This window comes from Bradyrhizobium sp. CCBAU 45384, from assembly GCF_028128665.1.
GTDB classification, from domain to species: domain Bacteria; phylum Pseudomonadota; class Alphaproteobacteria; order Rhizobiales; family Xanthobacteraceae; genus Bradyrhizobium; species Bradyrhizobium manausense.
This window is the reverse complement of the sequence record NZ_LBIZ01000119.1, coordinates 402,040-419,358: the sequence shown is the minus strand read 5'-3', so window position 1 is coordinate 419,358 and position 17,319 is coordinate 402,040. Positions and strand designations below refer to the sequence as shown.

Annotated in this window: 16 protein-coding genes; 10 read left to right on the top strand and 6 right to left on the bottom strand. The window is 64.3% G+C overall.

Translation table 11 applies throughout. The features are described from left to right. The first annotated feature begins 343 nt into the window (after nt 1-343). Nucleotides 344-892, top strand: coding sequence for a hypothetical protein (locus XH80_RS38595; protein WP_333968922.1), 549 nt, complete (start codon nt 344-346; stop codon nt 890-892). Here XH80_RS38595 and XH80_RS38590 read toward each other — a convergent pair. Both XH80_RS38590 and XH80_RS38585 read right to left on the bottom strand, forming a co-directional pair. Continuing rightward, a complete protein-coding gene (locus XH80_RS38590) occupies nt 796-2,271 on the bottom strand; it encodes an FAD-binding oxidoreductase (RefSeq protein ID WP_271603134.1) in 1,476 nt (491 codons plus the stop codon). The genes XH80_RS38595 and XH80_RS38590 overlap by 97 nt on opposite strands. Before the next feature lie 187 nt (nt 2,272-2,458). Further along, nucleotides 2,459-2,908 carry a c-type cytochrome gene (locus XH80_RS38585; RefSeq protein ID WP_271603133.1) on the bottom strand — a complete coding sequence of 150 codons (450 nt, stop codon included), beginning with the start codon at nt 2,906-2,908 and terminating at the stop codon, nt 2,459-2,461. Nucleotides 2,909-3,209: 301 nt separating this feature from the next. On the opposite strand from XH80_RS38585, the gene XH80_RS38580 reads away from it, so the two are divergent. Together XH80_RS38580 and XH80_RS38575 are read left to right on the top strand one after the other, a co-directional pair. Continuing rightward, nucleotides 3,210-4,304, top strand: coding sequence for an alpha/beta hydrolase (locus XH80_RS38580; RefSeq protein ID WP_271603132.1), 1,095 nt, complete (start codon nt 3,210-3,212; stop codon nt 4,302-4,304). Between the two features lie 26 nt (nt 4,305-4,330). Beyond that, nucleotides 4,331-4,636, top strand: coding sequence for a hypothetical protein (locus XH80_RS38575; protein ID WP_271603131.1), 306 nt, complete (start codon nt 4,331-4,333; stop codon nt 4,634-4,636). Between the two features lie 95 nt (nt 4,637-4,731). Here XH80_RS38575 and XH80_RS38570 read toward each other — a convergent pair whose 3' ends face one another. The 3 genes from XH80_RS38570 to XH80_RS38560 form a co-directional block, all read right to left on the bottom strand. Further along, complete coding sequence (locus XH80_RS38570; protein WP_271603130.1) at nt 4,732-6,027, bottom strand: MFS transporter; 1,296 nt, start codon at nt 6,025-6,027, stop codon at nt 4,732-4,734. Nucleotides 6,028-6,142: 115 nt separating this feature from the next. Next, nucleotides 6,143-7,339, bottom strand: coding sequence for an acetyl-CoA C-acyltransferase (locus tag XH80_RS38565; protein ID WP_271603129.1), 1,197 nt, complete (start codon nt 7,337-7,339; stop codon nt 6,143-6,145). Between the two features lie 285 nt (nt 7,340-7,624). Further along, entirely contained in the window at nt 7,625-8,395 is a 771-nt protein-coding gene (locus tag XH80_RS38560) for an enoyl-CoA hydratase (protein WP_271603128.1), read from the bottom strand. 140 nt (nt 8,396-8,535) lie between these two features. Here XH80_RS38560 and XH80_RS38555 point away from each other — a divergent pair, with 140 nt between their 5' ends. Both XH80_RS38555 and XH80_RS38550 read left to right on the top strand, forming a co-directional pair. Beyond that, entirely contained in the window at nt 8,536-9,075 is a 540-nt protein-coding gene (locus tag XH80_RS38555; protein ID WP_271603127.1) for a PaaI family thioesterase, read from the top strand. A 59-nt stretch (nt 9,076-9,134) separates the two neighbouring features. Continuing rightward, the gene (locus XH80_RS38550) at nt 9,135-9,755 is read left to right on the top strand and encodes a TetR/AcrR family transcriptional regulator (RefSeq protein WP_271603126.1); all 621 of its coding nucleotides are present in this window, start codon (nt 9,135-9,137) and stop codon (nt 9,753-9,755) included. A gap of 110 nt (nt 9,756-9,865) precedes the next feature. On the opposite strand, the gene XH80_RS38545 is transcribed toward XH80_RS38550, so the two are convergent. Then, on the bottom strand, nt 9,866-10,774 hold the full coding sequence (locus XH80_RS38545; RefSeq protein ID WP_271603125.1) for a LysR family transcriptional regulator: 909 nt from the start codon (nt 10,772-10,774) through the stop codon (nt 9,866-9,868). 102 nt (nt 10,775-10,876) lie between these two features. Here XH80_RS38545 and XH80_RS38540 point away from each other — a divergent pair, with 102 nt between their 5' ends. From XH80_RS38540 to XH80_RS38520, 5 genes are read left to right on the top strand one after another with little or no spacing between them, the layout of a single operon-like run. Continuing rightward, nucleotides 10,877-12,373: a CoA-acylating methylmalonate-semialdehyde dehydrogenase gene (locus XH80_RS38540; RefSeq protein ID WP_271603124.1), complete on the top strand. Its 1,497-nt coding sequence runs from the start codon at nt 10,877-10,879 to the stop codon at nt 12,371-12,373. A gap of 22 nt (nt 12,374-12,395) precedes the next feature. Continuing rightward, the gene (locus tag XH80_RS38535) at nt 12,396-13,541 is read left to right on the top strand and encodes an isobutyryl-CoA dehydrogenase (protein WP_271603123.1); all 1,146 of its coding nucleotides are present in this window, start codon (nt 12,396-12,398) and stop codon (nt 13,539-13,541) included. Next, a complete protein-coding gene (locus XH80_RS38530; protein WP_271603122.1) occupies nt 13,538-14,608 on the top strand; it encodes an enoyl-CoA hydratase/isomerase family protein in 1,071 nt (356 codons plus the stop codon). Before XH80_RS38535 ends, XH80_RS38530 begins: the two co-directional genes overlap by 4 nt. A gap of 23 nt (nt 14,609-14,631) precedes the next feature. After that, nucleotides 14,632-15,522, top strand: a complete 891-nt coding sequence (gene mmsB, locus XH80_RS38525; protein ID WP_271603121.1) for a 3-hydroxyisobutyrate dehydrogenase — start codon at nt 14,632-14,634, stop codon at nt 15,520-15,522. Then, nucleotides 15,522-17,240 carry an AMP-binding protein gene (locus XH80_RS38520; protein WP_271603120.1) on the top strand — a complete coding sequence of 573 codons (1,719 nt, stop codon included), beginning with the start codon at nt 15,522-15,524 and terminating at the stop codon, nt 17,238-17,240. Before mmsB ends, XH80_RS38520 begins: the two co-directional genes overlap by 1 nt. The last annotated feature ends 79 nt before the right edge of the window (nt 17,241-17,319 follow it).

Genomic DNA, 17,319 nt, shown 5'->3' with positions numbered 1-17,319 from the left:
CGCCGGACGATGCTTCGCATCGCCAGGGGCGCGCTACGGTGCGTCCGGGGCACGTAGGAAACGGTCGGGATTGCTTGTCCGCAATGATGATTGTCGCGCGAGTGCGTCCGTGCCCGGGTCGGAGAGTTAACTCAGGTTAATCGCACGCCCTTTTCCGCCGCTCTTCAGGCTCATTTCAGCCAAACCAATATTGGTCTTTTTGCAGCGGGGCAGGACCCTCCAACTCAGAGTCCTGCAAATGATCAAGACAGTTCTTTCTGCGTGCATTTTTGTTGTCGCCAGTTCTGCCGTTGCCGACGCGCGGCCTTATCGCGCTGTCCAAGCCTCTGAATGCAACGTCACCATGCCCTGCGACTTCTCCTATTCGCCCACGCGACGCGAGCGGGCTCCCAGGCCGTTGCAGGCCTATCGCTCAACGCAAATGACGGTGACCGATGCCGGCGCCACGGCCACCACGATCAGCGTCTCCGGCGAGCGCATCATCGGAGGCCGGCCCGCCGGTTGCCCATCGTCGTTCTGTGGCTGCGGCGCGGCGCTGCGCGTGTTCGGTCATGTCGTGCCGGAATTGAATCTTGCATCCAACTGGCTGCGCTTTCCGCGCGCGGCGCCGGCGCCGGGCATGGTCGCGGCGCGACGGGGGCATGTCTTCGTTCTCGAGCAGTCTCTCGGCGGCGACATGTGGATGGCGTACGACGCCAACTCGGGCGGTCACGCCACACGCATGCACGCGCGTTCGCTGCGGGGTACACCATCGTCAACCCGCACGGCTGAGGAAACGGCGAGGTGCTCGGCCCATCACACCCGCAGCACCTTGCCTGGATTCATGATGTTCTGCGGATCGAGCGCGCGCTTGATGGTGCGCATGATGTCGAGCTCGGTCTTCGAGCGGTAGTGGCTGAGCTCGTCGAGCTTTTCGATGCCGATGCCGTGCTCCGCCGAGATCGAGCCGCCCATGGAGGTGATGAGGTCGTTCACGGCCCGCGTGATGGCGGCGGTATACTGGTTTAGCGTCTGCTGATCCATGCCGATTGGTCCCATGAACGAGAAATGCAGATTGCCGTCACCGATATGCCCGAGCGGATAGGGGCGAATGCTCGGGAGAATGTCGAGCACGGCCTTGAGGCCCTTGTCGATGAACTCGGGGATCCCCGAGATCGCCACCGACACGTCATAGCTGATCCCCGGCCCCTCGGCGCGGGCAGCCTCGGCCATGGCTTCCCGGATGCGCCACATGTTGCGTGACTGACTGACGGTCTGCGCGATCACCGCATCGAGTACGCGACCGGCTTCGAGCTGGTCGGCGAGAAACGCCTCGAGCTTCTCCGACATGCCGTCGGCCCCGTCCTGCCGCGGGCGCGAGGACGACCATTCCAGCAGCAGGTACCACGGCGTGTCCGCCTTCAGCGGATCCTGCACACCGGGAATGTGGCGCATCACGAGGTCGACGGCCGCGCGGCTCAAGAGCTCGCAAGAGCCGACATTGTCCTCGGACGCCGCGTGCGCTTCGGACAGGATCTCCAGCGCCGCGCGCGGATCGCGAACGGCCAGCCACGCCGTGCAGACGTCCTTCGGCGCCGGCCACAGCTTGAGCACGGCCTTGGTGATGATGCCGAGCGTTCCCTCGGCGCCCATGAAGAGGTGCTTGAGGTCGTAGCCGGTGTTGTCCTTCTTCAGCGCGCGCAATCCATTCCAGACGTCGCCATTGGGCAGCACGACCTCGAGCCCGAGCACGAGATTGCGGGCATTGCCATAGCGCAGCACCTGCACGCCGCCGGCATTGGTCGAGAGATTGCCGCCGATCATGCAGGAGCCCTGGGCACCCAGGCTGAGCGGCAGGAACCTGTCGTGACGGCTAGCTGTCTCCTGAAGCGTTTCCAGCACACAGCCGGCTTCGACCGTCATGGCATAGCCGACGGGGTCGACGTCGAGCACGCGGTTCATCCGGCCCAGCGACAACACGATGCCGGTGTGCGCAGGCCAGGGCGTGGCCCCACCCATCAGCCCGGTGTTGCCGCCCTGGGGCACAATGGCGACGCCATGCTCATGGCACAGCCGGACGAGCTTTGAGACTTCCTCGGTACTTCCGGGACGAACGACGGCGCCGGCGCGGCCAAACAGCAGCCCGCGCCAATCGGTGATGAACGGCTGCATGCCGTGTTCGTCCTCGATGAAACCCTTCTCGCCCACGATCGCGCGCATCGCGTCGCGGAGCTGGGCAGTCAGGGGAGTGGTCGGAATGGTGGGGACGGGCGACGGGAAGGCAGTCGGCATCTTGTTTCCTCTGGCGCATCTTGGTGTGCACTGCGCGCGCGAAGCGCTTGAGGTCGCATTGTCCACGTTTGGGCCGCCAAGTCTAACGGCAATATGCCCCGAGCCAGGGGTGGGAGGCATTGGGCAGCGGGCCGCTCTGGAGGACAGCCGAGCGCCGGGGGCCGGTCATCTCGATCCTTGCCAGCTGCTACTTTTGCTGAATCCGGCTGAGATAATCGACAACAGAGAGGATGCGCTTTCGCACAACGACCTCGGGGTTCTTTTCCGGCCCGGCCTTTTCCCAATATGACGGATCGACATAGTGCGGCAGGTTGACGATGGGATTGAACCGCTCGCCCCAAATCGGCATCTCACGAGAGCCGTGAGCGGGAACTGTTTTCATTCCCTCTATTGTTTCGTAAATGGCGTCCGCGGGAAACACGCCGTTGTTGTTCTTGGCCAGCATCGTCAAATCGGCAGGTGGTGTCCTCAGCTGGTTGCTGACCGGTCCTTTGCCCCTCGCATCCGCACCATGACAGCTCGCGCAGGACGACTGAAACTCTGACTTGCCGACGTCGACGTCTTCAGCCTGGGCCGCGGCGGCGAAACCAGCGGTAAGACCGGCAATTATCAAACACTTGACAGCATGTTTTCCCATGTCGCGCTCCGACGCCGGCGAGTTAGGCCTCATTTCCTAGCCGCTTCGTTCCCCGACCGTTTGATGCACATCAAGACTGGTCTCCGGCATAGAAGCCTTTGGGCCGGAGTTCTGGCAAGGGATCATCGCGTCCTCGGGAGCCGGCTTGCCGGACTGGAGGGTTGATCTGGATCAATCGGAACAGCATGCAGCTGCCTTTGCTTGCCGGATGCACCCGCCCGGCGGCGTCAAAATCGGGGCCGGCAACAGGCGATTGTAAGACTGCTCCGGACCCCATTGTGTGCGCCGGAAGGAGAACCGGATGCATCCTCGGAGCCGTACCGTCACTTCCCTGCATGTTGCTGCTGTTGTGCTGACCATGCTGGCCTGCGCTTCCTGCACGATGCGCCCCCTGCAAGGCGTGCTGGTCCCGAGCAGTGAGGCTGTTGAAGCGAGCTCCCAAATACCTGTTCTGATCGGAACGACACGGGCGCGTTCAAGCGGCGATCCCGGGGAGATGTTCAGCCGGGAGCCGTCGACCGAGATGGCGTTTGCCCAGGTCACGGTGTCGATTCCACCGGATGGATCGCGCAAGGTCGGAGAGATCCAGTGGCCGCTCTCGCCTCCCGGCGATCCGCGCAAGGAGTTCGTCACGGCATCGGCTGGTTATCTGGATCGCGCCGAATTCAATGCTGCCATCACCCAAGCGGTGAAGGCCACGCATCGCAACAAGGCGATGGTCTTCGTGCACGGGTTCAACAACCGTTTTGACGATGCGGTGTATCGCTACGCGCAATTCGTCCATGACGGCCGGCTTCCCGTCATTCCCATCCTGTTTTCATGGCCGTCGCAGGGGGCAGGCAATCTCGGGTCATACGACCACGACCGCAAGGTCGCGGGCCAATCGGGCGCGGCACTGGCAGCACTGCTGGAGACCGTGAGCGCCAATCCCACCATCAAGGAGATCACGTTCGTCTGCCATTCCATGGGCTGCCTGGTGACGCTCGACGCGCTGCGGAGCAGGGCATCGCGGGCTGGATCGGTGCCGAAGCTGAAGAATGCCGCGCTGGTGGCGCCGGACATCGGCTTCGACGAGTTCATCAGCGCGGTCGGAGCTTTGGGGCCGCGGCGCCCCCGCATCGGCCTGTTCCTGTCGCAGGATGATGTCGCTCTCAAAATCTCGAAGTCGCTTGCCGGAGGGACAATTCGCCTCGGTGATATCAATCCGCAGGAAGAGCCGTACAGAAGTGCGTTGGCGCAGCAGAAGATCCTGGTGTTCGACCTCACCCAGCTTGGTGGAGACGATTCCCACTCCAGAGCCTTCGACGAGGTGAGCTCCGTCATGGGGATGGTCGAGCGCAGACTCGCGCAGGGCCAGCAACTTGGCGAGGACGCTTCAAGAACGGCCTCCCGTTAGCCCGGCTTGCTCCAGGCTGCGTCCGGTTGATCGGTGAGTGGAGGATCTGGTCCGGGAAAGTCTTCGCTCGCTCGTCGGATGTCCAATGGTGGCCTGACGCCGGTATTCGGGGCTTCCGCGACCACTTCTCGATCCGTAACGCTGTTCGCGCCGCGATGCCAGGAACGATTTTCGCCGCGCTGCATTCAACGCGTATGAAGAACCTTTATTTCGGCATCAGCGCTCTCGTTGGTGCGCTGGTTCTCCTCACGATTTGGCTGGGCCAGCACGAACGGCAGGCGTCGATCGACCGCCTTGAGCAATGGGAAAGCCGGTCCCCGGCCGAGCGTTGACGGCGATGCCATCACTGGCGAGCATGTCAACAGCTCCGTTTCGGCGGCGGCGAGGCACATCGGATCCGATCGACTGATTCACCGCCGCGATCGCTTTAGGCCATCGCGGGTTTTGCCTGTGGCTTCGGCTGTCGCGACAGTGCCAGCACGATCAGCGAGGCAAATACGCAGAGCGCGCCGGCAATGAAGAAGGCGGGCAGATAGCTCTGCAGCAGCGTCCGCGACAGGCCGGCGCCGAAAGCGGCAGTGCCGGCGCCGAGCTGATGCCCGGCGAAAATCCAGCCGAACACCAGATTGGCCCGTTCGGGGCCGAACTTTTGCGCGGTGAGCCGCACCGTGGGCGGCACCGTCGCGATCCAGTCGAGGCCGTAGAACATCGCGAAGATCGACAGGCCATAGAACGAGAAATCGCTGAAGGGCAGGAAGATCAGCGAGAGGCCGCGCAGGCCGTAATACCAGAACAGCAGGAAGCGATTGTCGTAGCGATCCGACAGCCAGCCCGACATGATGGTGCCGAAGAAGTCGAAGATGCCCATCGCCGCCAAGAGGCTCGCCGCCTGCACCTGCGGGATGCCGAAATCGAGGCACATTGGGATCAAATGCACCTGCACGAGGCCGTTGGTGGAGGCGCCGCAGACGAAGAAGGTCGCAAACAGGATCCAGAACGCGCTCGACTTCGAGGCGTCGCGCAGCGTGCCGAGCGCCACCGCCGTGATCGAGCCGTGGCTCACCGGAGGTGCGGGCAGGGGCTCGCTGCCCTCGTCGCCGAATGGGCGCAGGCCCACATCGCTTGGGCGGTCGCGCATGATGAGCATGACCGCGGTTGCGGAAACGCCAAGCATGATGCAGACGAAGCCGAGCGCCGGTCGCCAACCAAAACGTTCGGTCAGGCTCGCCAGTAGCGGCAGGAATACGAGCTGGCCGGTGGCGACGCTCGCAGTCATGATGCCGATGACAAGGCCGCGGCGCGCTGTGAACCAGCGCGTCGCGATGGTGGCGCCCAGCACCAGCGCGGTCATGCCGGTGCCGATGCCGATCACCACGCCCCACAGCATCACGAGCTGCCAGACCTGCGTCATGCCGAGCGAGAGAACCAGAGCCGAGACGACGATGAGCTGCGCCGTCAGCGTGACGTTGCGCAGGCCATACCGGTTGAGCAGGGCGGCCGCGAACGGCGCCATCAGCCCGAACAGGATGAAGCGGATCGACAGCGCGGAGGAGATCTCGGCCGTGCTCCAGCCGAACTCCTTCTGAAGCGGAACGATGAACACTCCGGGCGCGCCGACCGTGCCGGCGCTGATCAGTGCTGCGAAGAAGGTCACGCCGACCATCACCCAGCCGTAATGGATGTTGCGACGGCCGAGCGCGGCCGAGAGCCAGTTCGAGATCATTGCGCCTCAATCCAGGTTGGCGGGTTTTGGCAGGCCCGCGTCATTGTTGCAGTTCTGACACGAAAACGGGAAGTCTGAAATGACAGACTTCCCTCAATTTCGGACGTTGCGATGGCTAGGACGTCAGGCGCTCCACCGCGATCGCGGTGGCCTCGCCGCCGCCGATGCAGAGCGCCGCGACGCCGCGCTTGAGGTTGTTGGCTTCGAGCGCATGCAGCAACGTCACGATCAGCCGCGCGCCGGTCGCGCCGATCGGATGCCCGAGCGCGCAGGCGCCGCCATTGATGTTGAGTTTTTCGCGCGGGATGCCGAGATCGCGCTGCGCCGCCATCGCGACGACGGCGAAGGCCTCGTTGATCTCGAAGAGGTCGACATCACCCGCGCTCCAGCCGACCTTATCGAGCAGTTTTCTGATCGCCGGGATCGGCGCCGTGGTGAACCATTGCGGCTCCTGGCTGTGGGTGGCGTGGCCCTTGATCTCGGCGATGGCAGGAAGGTTGTTGCGATCGGCGAGCGAGCGCTTCGTCAGCACCAGCGCTGCGGCACCGTCGGCATTGGCGGAGGAGGCCGCCGGCGTGATGGTGCCGTTGGCACGGAACGCCGGCTTCAGTCCGGGGATCTTGTCGGGATCGACCTTCAGCGGATGCTCGTCATTGGCGATCACGCGCGGGCCAGCCTTCTCGGTCAGCGTAACAGGCGCGATCTCGGCCTTGAACGCACCGCCCTCGACCGCCTTGCGCGCGCGGCTCAACGTCTCCATCGCATAGGCGTCCTGATCCTTACGGGTGAATTGATAAGCCTCGGCCGTGGCCTCGCCGAAATCGCCCATCGAACGGCCGGTCTCGTAGGCGTCTTCAAGGCCGTCCATCATCATATGGTCGATGATGCGGTCATGCCCGGCGCGATAGCCGCCACGCGCCTTCGCGAGCAGGTAGGGCGCGTTGCTCATGCTCTCCATGCCACCGGAGACGACGATCTCGGCTGAGCCGGCACGGATGATGTCGTGTGCCAGCATGGTCGCCTTCATGCCGGAGCCGCAAACCTTGTTCACCGTGGTAGCCCCTGTCGCGTCGGGCAGACCGGCGCCACGCGCCGCCTGCCGCGCCGGCGCCTGGCCCTGGCCAGCCGGCAGCACGCAGCCCATGAAGACCTCGTCCACTTTCTCGGGCGCGAGCTCGGCGCGTTCCAACGCTGCATTGATCACGTGCGATCCGAGCTTGTGCGCGGCAAGCGGCGATAATTCGCCCATGAAGCGGCCGAGCGGGGTGCGGGCGGCGGAGACGATGACGACGGAATCGGCGGCTTCGGCCATGACAGAACTCCCTGGCGACGGTCTATTAAATTACGATCATCATATGATGCGCCGCAAAAAATGCAACCGCGACCGGCATGAGAAAATGTCGTGGTCCAGATGAGATTTGGTCGTGCGAGCGAAGTTGGTTGGCGCGAGGAACGAGGGCGTCCCTCCAAAGATGGTGTCATGCCCCGGCTCGACCGGGGCATCCAGTACTCCGAGACGCTTGTAGTTGAATCGAGGGGCCGCCGCGTACTGGATGCCCCGCCTTCGCGGGGCATGACAGCGTCTTTGGAGTGGGCCCTACCGCTTCCTGTTCACGAACGCCTGCATCAGCCGGGTCGGCTCGTCGGTCAGGAACGACTCGCCGAACACCTTGACGCTGAGGTCGACGGACTGCGTGAGTGGCAATTCCTCCCATTGCCGCAGTAGCGCCTTCTGTGAGCGCAACGCCTCCGGGCCACATTCGAGCAGCGTGCTCACCAAGTGCTCGATCTCGGCATCCAGCCCGCCCGCCGGCGCGACCTTGTCGATCAGTCCCCAGGACAGCGCCGTCGGCGCATCGATATTTTCTGCGGTCATCACCAGCCAACGGGCACGGGCCCAGCCGATCAGGCGCGGCAGCAGCGCGGCGTGGATCACCGAGGGGATGCCGATGCGCACCTCCGGCATGCCGAAATGCGCATCATGCGCCGCGATCCGGAAATCGCAGGCCGCTGCGACCTCGAGCCCCCCGCCGAGGCACCAGCCCGGCATGCGGGCGATCATCGGGGCAGGGAATTGCCGCACCGCCTCGCAGAGATCGCGCAGGCGGCTGATGAAGGCCTCCGCGGACGTCTGGTCGAGCTTGGCCATCTCCTTGATGTCGGCGCCGCCGATCATGCTCTTCTCGCTCTGGCCGCGCAGCACCACGACCCGGATGCTGCGGTCAGTGGCGAGCTTTTGCAGCCCTTCGCGGACTGCGTCGGTCACGTGCGAGCTCAGAATGTTCAGTGAGCCGGCGTTGCTGATTGCGACATGAACGACGCCGCGCGCATCGCGTGTTACGCCGCAGTGGTCGTTGAGCATTTCCATCTGATGTCTCGAAGCTTTGTGGACGGGCGCGAGGCGCGGCCGTGGGCCGAAACGCCGCGCTTGTCAAGCGGATGCGACGGTGTTGCCAGCATGAAGTCCGTCGCATAGTATGATTATCATAATATTATAAAGAGGGTATCATGACGGAATCCGCTCAAGTCGATTTGTTTTCGTCCGCGCAGCGGCGCGAGCGCGTGGTCGACTGGCAGGTGCCTGCGCCGGTCGCGAAAGTGGCCATGGGGCTATCAGGCCTGGACGCCATGCTTGGCATCCGCGATGGTCGGCTGCCACCGCCGCCCTTCGCGAGGCTGATCGGTTTTGTCATGGCCGTGGTCGAGCCGGACAGGATCGTGATGGAACTGGAGCCGCGCGAGGATCTCGAAAATACCATCGGCCTTCTGCATGGGGCGACCGCGGCGGCTCTGCTCGACACCGCGATGGGCTGTGCGATCTCGACGCGGCTGGAGGCCGGGCAGTCGTCGGTGACGCTCGACCTGAAAATCACCTTCCTGCGGCCGCTCTCGGTCCGGTCCGGACTGATCTCGGCCGAAGGCAAGATCATCAAGCTTGGGCGCCAGACCAGCTATACCGAAGGGTTTGTGCGGGATGGTAAAGGGGCACTCGCAGTCCATGCAACTGCAACTTTTTCTATGGTCGGCAACATCTTTACCGGGAATTAATGCGCCGCTTGGCCGATATTCGTGTTATGAGATGACCTCCGACATCCAATGAGAGCTGCATGCGCTATTCTCGGGAACACAAGCAGGAAACCCACGACCGCATCGTGAGGAAGGCCTCCGTGCGGCTGCGCGAAAAAGGTGCCCATGGTATCGGCGTTGCCGACCTCATGAAGGAGGCGGGCCTCACTCATGGCGGCTTCTACGCCCATTTCGATTCGCGCGAGGCGCTGGTGATCGAAGCCTTTGCCTACGCCATGGACCGCTCGATGGAGCACTGGCGCAAGCAGTCCGATCAGGTTGCGCCCGAGAGGCAGCTCACCCAGATCGTCGAAACCTATCTCTCGGTGCTGCACCGCGACAATCCCGGCCAGGGCTGCTCGATCCCAGCGCTCGGCGCCGAGATCGCCCGCGAGAGCCCGAAGACGCGAAAAGCCTTTGCTGGCAAGCTCGACGAGATGATCGAGATGATGACCGATTTCATCCCGAACGTTCCGCGCAAGGCTGCGCGCAAGCAGGCGATCGCCACGCTGGCGACCATGGCCGGCACCATGCTGCTGGCGCGCATCGCCGGCTCCAGCGAGCTGTCGGATGAGGTGCTGAAGGCGGGCCGGGACAGCGCGCTCGAGGGCGCGAGGCGGGAGCCGAAGGTGGCGGCTGCGAAGAAGGCGAAGCAAAACTAGGCGAGGTGCCGTAGGGTGGGCAAAGGCGCGTAAGCGCCGTGCCCACCATCTCTCTCGGTCACAAAAATGCGTGGGCACGCTTCGCTTTGCCCACCCTACGAGCCCGGCTTTTATCGCCCCGCAAACAACGCCCGGTCACGCTCCACGATCTCCCCGATATAATCCGCCACCGCCCGGATCCGCGCCAGGTCCTTGCTGTCGGCGTGCATCAGCATCCAGAACGTCCTTGTGATCGAGATCTCCTCGGGCAGCACCGCCACGAGCTGCGGATAGTCGCTCGCCATGAAGTGCGGCAGCACAGCGATGCCGAAGCCTGAGAGCGTAGCGTTGAGCTGCGCGATGAGATTGGCGCTGCGGAAGCGCGCGGAGATCCGCGGCGACACCTGCGGCAAATAGTCGAGCTCCGGCGTGAACAGCAGTTCCTCGATGTAGCCGACGAAACGGTGCTGCGGCAGGTCCTGCCGCGAGACGATTTTCGGGAAACGATCGAGATAGGCGGGAGCGGCGTAGAGCCCGAGGCGGTAGTCGAGCAGCTTGCGGCCAACGATGCGGCCTTCCTTCGGCATGGTCAGGCTGATCGCGATGTCGGCCTCGCGCTTGGAGAGGCTGAACAGCCGCGCGGTGGCCACAAGTTGCAGATCGAGGTCGGGATAGCGGTCGGCGAACGGGGCGAGCCTTGGCGCCAGGAAGGCGGTGCCGAAGCCATCGGGCGCGCCGATCCGCACCGTGCCGGTCAACCGCGCCACGGAGCCGCCGACCTGCTCCTGGTTGGCCACGATGGTGGATTCCATCGCCTCCGCGCTGTCGGCCACGCGCTGGCCGGATTCGGTGAGCAGGTAGCCGGTCTTTCGCCGGTCAAACAGCTTGGCCGAGAGATGCTTCTCCAGCCGGTCCACACGCCGGATCACGGTGGCATGGTCGACGCCGAGCTGCTTTGCGGCAGCCGACACCGAGCCGCCCCGCACGATGGCCAGCACGAAGCGGAAGTCATCCCAGTCGATAGCGCCTTGATCCAGCATTTTCGCACATCTATGGTGCATTATCTCAGACTTGAATCCTATAAAATGCAGGTCAATAGGATTTGTCAAAGCGTCCAAGCTCGGCCTGAAGGAGATCATTCCATGCGCTCAATCGGACATTTCATCGGCGGCAAGGAGGTCAAGGGTACCTCGGGCCGCACCGCCGACGTCTTCGAGCCGATGACCGGTGACGTCCAGGCCAAGGTCGCGCTGGCGTCCAAGGCCGAGGTTCGCGCCGCCGTCGAGAACGCCCGCGCTGCACAGCCGGAATGGGCCGCGACCAACCCGCAGCGTCGCGCCCGCGTGATGATGAAGTTCGTCGAGCTGGTGCAGCGCGATTACGACAAGCTCGCCGAGCTGCTGGCGCGCGAGCACGGCAAGACCGTGCCCGACGCCAAGGGCGACATCCAGCGCGGCCTCGAAGTCGCCGAGTTCGCCTGCGGCATCCCGCATCTGATGAAGGGCGAGTACACCGAAGGCGCCGGTCCCGGCATCGACATCTATTCGATGCGGCAACCCTTGGGAGTGGTCGCCGGCATCACACCGTTCAATTTCCCGGCGATGATCCCGATGTGGAAGTTCGCGCCCGCGATCGCCTGCGGTAACGCCTTCATCCTCAAACCATCCGAGCGCGACCCCGGCGTACCGATGCTGCTCGCCCAATTGATGATGGAGGCGGGCCTGCCGGCCGGCATTCTCAACGTCGTCAATGGCGACAAGGAAGCGGTCGACGCCATCCTCGACGACCCTGACATCAAGGCCATCGGCTTCGTCGGCTCCACGCCGATCGCGCAGTACATCTACGAGCGCGCCGCCCAGACCGGCAAGCGCTGCCAGTGCTTCGGCGGTGCCAAGAACCACGCCATCGTCATGCCTGACGCCGATATGGACCAGGCGGTCGACGCGCTGATCGGCGCGGGCTACGGCTCGGCCGGCGAGCGCTGCATGGCGGTCTCGGTCGCGGTGCCGGTCGGCAAGTCCACTGCCGACCGCTTGATGGAAAAGCTGATCCCGCGCGTCGAGTCGCTCAAGATCGGCACCTCGATCGATCCGTCGGCCGATTACGGCCCGCTGGTGACGCGCGAGGCGGTCGAAAAGGTCAAGAGCTACATCGACATCGGCATCAAGGAAGGCGCGACGCTCGCCGTCGACGGCCGCGGCTTCAAGATGCAGGGCTACGAGAACGGCTTCTATCTCGGCGGCTCGCTGTTCGACAACGTCACCAAGGACATGCGGATCTACAAGGAAGAGATCTTCGGGCCCGTGCTCTCGGTCGTGCGCGCGCACGACTACAAGGAGGCGCTGGCGCTGCCGTCCGAGCATGATTACGGCAACGGCGTTGCCATCTTCACCCGCGACGGCGATGCCGCGCGCGACTTCGCGGCCAAGGTGAATGTCGGCATGGTCGGCATCAACGTGCCGATCCCGGTGCCGATCGCCTATTACACCTTCGGCGGCTGGAAGAAGTCGGGCTTCGGCGACCTCAACCAGCACGGTCCGGATTCGGTCCGCTTCTACACCAAGACCAAGACGGTGACCTCGCGCTGGCCGTCCGGCGTCAAGGAAGGTGCGGAGTTCTCGATCCCGCTGATGAAGTAATTCTGTTTAGAGCGAGGCGATCATGCAATTCGCTCTGAACGAGGATCAGATCGCGGTTCGCGACATGGCGTTGGCGTTTGCGGCGGAGAAGATCGCGCCGCATGCGCTACGCTGGGACGAGGAGAAGCATTTCCCGGTCGATGTGATGCGCGAGGCCGCAACCCTCGGCATGGGCGGCATCTACATCCGCGACGATGTCGGCGGCTCCGCCATGACGCGGTTCGACGCCGCGTTGATCTTCGAGGCGCTGGCGACGGGCTGCCCGACCACCTCGGCCTTCATCTCCATCCACAACATGGCGTCATGGATGATCGATGCCTTCGGCAGCGACACCCAGCGCCATCAATGGTTGCCAAAACTTTGCTCGATGGAGCTGATCGCGAGCTACTGCCTGACCGAGCCGGGCGCCGGCTCCGACGCAGCGGCGCTGCGGACGCGTGCAGTGCGCGACGGCGATCACTACGTCCTCAACGGCCAGAAGCAGTTTATCTCCGGTGCTGGCGGCACCGATCTCCTGGTCGCGATGGTGCGCACCGGCGGTGATGGCCCGGGCGGCATCTCGACCCTCGTCATCGACGGCAAGACGCCGGGTGTTTCCTTCGGCGCCAATGAGCGCAAGATGGGTTGGAACGCGCAGCCGACCCGCGCCGTGATGTTCGAGAACGCCCGCGTGCCTGTTGCCAACCGCCTGGGCGAGGAGGGGGTCGGCTTCAAGATCGCGATGGCCGGCCTCGACGGCGGCCGCCTCAATATCACGGCGTGCTCGCTCGGCGGCGCACAGACGGCGCTGGACAAGGCGCGCGCCTACATGAAGGAGCGCAAGGCGTTCGGAAAACGTCTGGACGAATTCCAGGCCTTGCAGTTCAAGCTCGCCGATATGGCGATCGAGCTTGAGGCCGCGCGCACCTTCCTGTGGCGGGCCGCGGCCGCATTGGATCGCAAGGACCCCGACGCCACCATGCTGTGCGCGATGGCAAAACGCTTCGGCACCGATGTCGGTTTCGAGGTCGCCAACCATGCGCTGCAGCTGCACGGCGGCTACGGCTACCTCAGCGAATACGGCATCGAGAAGATCGTGCGCGATCTGCGCGTGCACCAGATCCTCGAAGGCACCAATGAAATCATGCGGCTCATCGTGGCGCGCAAACTGATCGAGGGCGCGCGATGAGCGAAGTGGAGGAGGGCGATCTGGTCGCCCGTGTCGAGGGCGGGGCTGGCGTGATCAGGCTGAATCGTCCCAAGGCCATCAATGCCGTCACGCTGGAGATGTTTCGCGACATCGAGAAGGCGCTCGACCGCTTCGAGAGCGATCCCACCGTTGCCGTGATCCTGCTGGAAGGCGCCGGTGAGCGCGGGCTGTGCGCCGGCGGCGACATCCGCACGCTCTGGGAAAGCTCGAAGGCTGGCGGCGATCTCGGCAAGATCCTGTGGCGCGAGGAATATATCCTCAACGCCCGGATCAAGAAGTTTCCAAAGCCCTATGTCGCTTTCATGGACGGCATCGTGATGGGCGGCGGCGTCGGCTTGTCCGCGCATGCGAGCCATCGGGTCGTCACGGATCGCACGAAGCTGGCGATGCCGGAGGTCGGGCTCGGCTTCTTTCCCGATGTCGGCGGCACCTATTTGTTGTCGCGCTCGCCCGGCGAGATCGGCACGTTCTTCGGCCTGACCGGCCAGACCATGAACGGGCCGGATGCGATCCACGCGAGATTTGCCGATTGGGTGGTTCCTGCAGCAAAATTGCCGGAGTTGCGCGGGGCGCTGACCAAGGTGCGCGCGGGCGCGACCGCGACTGATATCAGCAGGCTCATCAACGGTTTTGCGACCGGCGAGACCGCGGGGCCGGTCGCGGCAAAGGAGCCGGTGATCGATGCGTTGTTCGGCTTCGACCGCATGGAAGACATCTTTGCCGCGCTCAAGCGCGACGGCTCGGACTTTGCGTTGGCAACGCTCAAGACGCTCAATGAAAAATCGCCGCGCGGCATGGTGGTGACGCTGAAGCTGCTGCGGCTGGCGCGCACCGCGTCGAGCCTGGAAGAATGCCTGGTGCGGGAATATCGCGCCGCGAATGAGGTCTTCCGCAGCGATGATTTCCGCGAGGGCGTGCGTGCCGCGGTAATCGACAAGGACCGCAACCCGACCTGGTCGCCGCCGCGCATCGAGGATGTGACGCCGGAGATGCTTGCACCGTATTTTGCCGAGATCGGCGCCGACGAGCTCAAATTCAACCAATAACGATCGAAGTGGAGGAAACGACAATGGCTACGATCGCATTCATCGGTCTCGGCAACATGGGCGGCCCGATGGCGGCCAATCTGGTCAAGGCCGGCCACAAGGTCGTGGCCTTTGACCTCGTCGAGGCCTCGCGCAGCCAGGCCAAGGCCGATGGCGCCAGCATCGCCGACAGCGCGGCGGGCGCGGGGAGAGGCGCCGATGTCGTCGTCACCATGCTGCCGGCCGGGAAGCACGTGCTCGCCGTCTGGAACGAGGTCGTACCTGTCATGACCAAGGGCGCGCTGATCATCGACAGCTCCACCATCGATGTCGAGAGCGCGCGGGCCGCCCATGCGCTCGCAGCCAAACACGGTGTACTTTCGGTCGACGCACCGGTGTCCGGCGGCACCGGTGGCGCCAAGGGCGCGTCGCTCACCTTCATGTGCGGCGGCGAGGAGGGCGCGTTCGCGGCAGCCAAGCCCGTGCTGGAGAAGATGGGCAAGAAGATCGTGCATTGCGGCGGCGCCGGAGCTGGCCAGGCGGCCAAGATCTGCAACAATATGATCCTCGGCATTTCCATGATCGCGGTGAGCGAAGCTTTTGCGTTGGCTGAGAAGCTCGGCCTCTCGCATCAGGCGCTCTTCGACGTCGCCTCGACCTCGTCGGGCCAGTGCTGGTCGCTGACGAGCTATTGCCCGGTTCCGGGCCCGGTGCCGACCTCGCCGGCCAACAACGACTACAAGCCGGGCTTCGCCTCGGCGCTGATGGTGAAGGACCTGACCCTGGCGCAGGATGCCGCCAAGGCCGCCGGCGCGGTGACGCCGCTCGGCAAGCATGCGCAGGAGATCTACCGGTCTTTCGACGCAGCCGGCCATGGCGGGGTGGATTTTTCCGGAATTATCAAGCACGTTAGGGAGCTGGCCGGGAAATCTTAATGACGACATTTCAGGAAGCGCGCGCGTTTCTGCTTCAGCACCGCACGGATTACGAGACAGCGGTCAGGGATTTTCGCTGGCCCGATCCTGATCCCTTCAACTGGGCGCTCGACTGGTTCGACGCCGAGCTGGCGACGAATGCGGAGAGCAAGGATCGGCCCGCGCTCTGGATTGTCGATGCTGCGCAGGACAAGCAGACGAAACTGTCCTTTGCGACGCTCTCGCAGCGCTCCAACCAGGTCGCCAACTTCCTCCGTGCGCAGGGCCTGAAGCGCGGCGATCATCTCCTGCTGCTGCTCGGCAATGTGGTTCCGTTGTGGGAGACGATGCTCGCCGCAATGAAGCTCGGCGTCGTCGTGATCCCCGCGACCACGCTGCTCACGGCCGACGAGCTGCGCGACCGGCTCGATCGCGGCAAGGCGAAGGCGGTGGTGGCTGCACAGGATCAGGTCGCGAAGTTTGCCAGCCTTGGCGTCGATGGTGTCGCGCGCATCGTTGTGGGCGAGACGTCCGAGGGCTGGCTCGCTTACGACGAAGCGGCGAAGGCGCCTGTGAGTTTCACGCCCGACGGCCCGACCAACGCTGACGACCCGATGCTGCTCTATTTCACCTCGGGCACGACGGCAAAGCCGAAGCTGGTGCGGCATAGCCAGCGCAGCTATCCGGTCGGGCATCTGTCGACCATGTACTGGATTGGGCTAAAGCCCGGCGACGTCCATCTCAACATCTCCTCGCCCGGCTGGGCCAAGCACGCCTGGAGCTGCTTCTTCGCGCCGTGGAATGCGGGTGCGACCGTGTTTGTGGTCAACCAGCCGCGCTTCGACGCGAAGGGCCTGCTTGCCACCGTCGGCCGCTGCGGCGTCACCACGCTGTGCGCGCCGCCGACGGTGTGGCGATTGTTCATCCAGGAGAACCTGTCCTCGTTCAAGGTTGCCTTGCGCGAAGTCTGCGGCGCGGGCGAGCCGCTCAATCCTGAGGTGATCGACCAGGTTCAGGCCGCCTGGGGTCTGACCATCCGCGACGGCTATGGCCAGACCGAGACGACTGCGCTTGCCGGCAACTCGCCTGGGCAAAAGATCAAGGTTGGTTCGATGGGCCGGCCGCTGCCGGGCTACCGTGTGCAAGTCAGCGACGCCGACGGCCATCCAGCCAAGGAAGGTGAGGTGGCGCTGCTGCTGGGCGCTGCTCGTCCCGCCGGCCTGATGCAAGGCTATCAGGGCGACGACGGTAAGCTGTCGGGCGCGGAAGGCCAGCTCTATCGCAGTGGCGATGTCGTCTTCGCAGACGAGGACGGCTATCTCACCTTCGTCGGCCGCTCCGACGACGTGTTCAAATCCTCCGACTATCGCATCAGCCCCTTCGAGCTCGAGAGCGTGCTGCTCGAGCATGAGCTCGTCGCGGAAGCCGCGGTGGTGCCGAGCCCCGATCCCATCAGGCTCGCGATTCCCAAGGCCTTCGTGCTGCTGACCGCGGGCGCCGAGCGGACACCGGAGACGGCGCTTTCCATCTTCAAGCACCTGCACACCCGGCTTGCGCCGTTCAAGCGCATCCGCCGGCTGGAAATCGTCTCCGAGCTGCCGAAGACGATCTCTGGCAAAATCCGCCGCGTGCAGCTACGACGGCTCGAACGCGACAACGATCGCGACGATCCGCTGCGCGGCCGGGAATTCCGCGAGGAGGATTTTCCGGAGCTGCCGAGAACAAGAAGTGAGACTTAGGTGAAGCTTGTCATTCCGGGGCGTGCGGAGCACGAACCCGGAATCCATTCAGCAACAGCGCTGCGGCATAATGGATTCC